The 2,148-nt window shown below is 70.6% G+C and carries 2 protein-coding genes; both read right to left on the reverse strand.

What is annotated here, in order from left to right:
• Positions 1-93 precede the first annotated feature (93 nt).
• Complete coding sequence (idi, locus tag ACFVIU_RS20275; RefSeq protein ID WP_385844032.1) at positions 94-663, reverse strand: isopentenyl-diphosphate Delta-isomerase; 570 nt, start codon at positions 661-663, stop codon at positions 94-96.
• A complete protein-coding gene (locus ACFVIU_RS20280) occupies positions 660-1,784 on the reverse strand; it encodes a cytochrome P450 (protein ID WP_385844033.1) in 1,125 nt (374 codons plus the stop codon). Before ACFVIU_RS20280 ends, idi begins: the two co-directional genes overlap by 4 nt.
• Positions 1,785-2,148 lie beyond the last annotated feature (364 nt).

Below are 2,148 nucleotides of genomic sequence, written 5' to 3' on the forward strand. Positions count from 1 at the left end.
GGGGGTGCCGCCGCGCCCGCCCCGCGGCCACTGGCGGGGGGGGGGGGGGGGGCCACCCCCCCCCCCCCCCGCTCTTCGCTGTTCCCGGGTGCCTTACCAGCCGCCGCCCGGGGCGACCTGCCGTACGCCCGGCAGGGCCGCGGTCAGCACCGTCTCGAACCAGGCGGAGACCGGGGCCGTCGCGCGCAGCGCGTCGAGTTCCGCGCGGTTCACGAAGCGGTAGTCGCCCACCTCCTCCGGGTCCGGCTCGGGCTTGGCCTCCACCACGCCCACGAACAGGTGGTTGTACTCCTTCTCCACCAGCCCGGAGATCTCGTCCGGGTGCTCGTAGGTGACCGTGCCGGCCGTCCGGAGGGAGACGTCCACCAGGCCGAGTTCCTCGCGCACGCGGCGCACGGCGGCGTCCTGCGGGGGCTCGTCGGGGTAGGGGTGGCCGCAGCAGGTGTTGGACCACACGCCCGGCGAGTGGTACTTCGTCAGGGCGCGCTGCTGGAGCAGCATCCGGCCCTCGGTGTCGAAGAGGAAGACCGAGAACGCCCGGTGCAGATGGCCGGGGGCCTGGTGCGCGGACAGCTTCTCGGCGACGCCGATCGTGCGGCCGTCGTCGTCCACCAGCTCCAGCAGAATCGGTTCGGTGGAGACGGCCTCAGCGGCAGAGGTCATGCCGAGGCCTCCCGGGCGGTCACCTTGACGGGCAGCCGGGCCGGGCCCCGCAGCCACAGACCGGGCTTGAGGTCGACCTCGTCCCCCTCCAGCTCCAGGGTGCCGCACCGCCGCGCGAGGCCGATCAGCGCTTCCTTGGCCATCAGACGCGAGAGGTTGTCACCGAGGCAGTAGTGGATGCCCCGGCCGAAGGAGAGGTGCTTGCGGCCGTGCGCGCCCAGCGACACCGCGTCGGGGTTCTCGAACTCCCGCTCGTCGCGGTTGGCCGCGGCCAGCATCAGCAGCACCACGTCGCCGGTCTGCATCGTCTGGCCGTGCAGCTCGATCGGCTCGTTGACGACCCGCCAGGACGCGTGCGTGGGCGGCTCCAGACGCAGCACCTCGTCGAGGACGTCGTCCCCGAGAGCGGGCTCCTCGGCCAGCCGGTTCAGCACCTCCGGGTGCTGGGCCAGCAGCACCACGGCGTTGCCGATGAGGTTGGCGAAGGTGTCCAGGCCCGGGACGATGAGCAGCACGCACATCGCCGCGACGTGGTGCACCGTCAGCCCCTCGATGGTGTCCGCGACGCTCAGCAGCGTGGACATCAGATCGGTGCCGCCCTCGGCCCGGCGGGCCTCGAGGGCCTTGACGAAGTACTCCGTGCACTCGGCCACCGCGCGCTGCGAGGCCGCCGCCAGGTCGTCCGGCGGGGCCGCGCCCAGCTCCAGCAGGCGCGCGATCTCGGTGGACCAGTCGACGAACTGCTTCTGGTCCTCGCGCGGAATGCCCATCATGTCGCCGAGGACACGGACCGGCAGCAGCGCGCCGAGCACCTCCATGGCGTCGAAGTGCGAGGGCAGGTCGGCCAGCAGCTCGTCGGTGATGGCCGTGACCGACGTGATCAGGGCCTCGACCGCGGCCGGCGTGAAGGGCGCCGCCACCAGGGTGCGCAGCGTGGTGTGGTCCGGCGGGTCGAGCAGCTTGAAGAGGTTGCCGTCCCAGCCGTCCATGCCCAGCCCCAGGAAGGGCGGCGGCTCCTCGTCGGGCCCGCCCGCCAGCTGGGCGAAGTAGGCGGTCTTGCTGAGGTCCTTGCCGAGCCTGCGGTCACGAAGCAGGAATTCGACGTCGTCGTACCGGCTCACCACCCAGGAGTTCAGCGGCCCGGGAAGGAGCGGGAATTCATCACGGAGCTTCCGATACGCCGGATAAGGGTCTCGGCGGAAGTTCGGATCGATTGGGTTGAAGAAAAATCCGGCTTCGGCAGCAGGATCCGGCATTACTGTCTCCCCGTCTGTCATGCCGCGGGCACGCCTGTCTGAGCAAGAAATGCCCACGGCTCAAGATCGCGACCACGATGATCCTAGCTTCCCACCCCGACCCAGTCATATAAGAAGTTCCAAAAAAAAAGGGGCGGGGGGGCGCCGCGCGGACGCGCGGCGCCCCGCCCGAGGCGGCGACATCAACACATCGCCCTGGAGACGGGTCCTGGGACTCTGAGATAAACAA

It is taken from the genome of Streptomyces sp. NPDC127190, from assembly GCF_042672505.1.
Classification (GTDB): domain Bacteria; phylum Actinomycetota; class Actinomycetes; order Streptomycetales; family Streptomycetaceae; genus Streptomyces.

Bases quoted from the DNA above. Each gene is read 5' to 3' on its own strand.
- idi (WP_385844032.1), bottom strand. From the start codon at position 663: ATGACCTCTGCCGCTGAGGCCGTCTCCACCGAACCGATTCTGCTGGAG.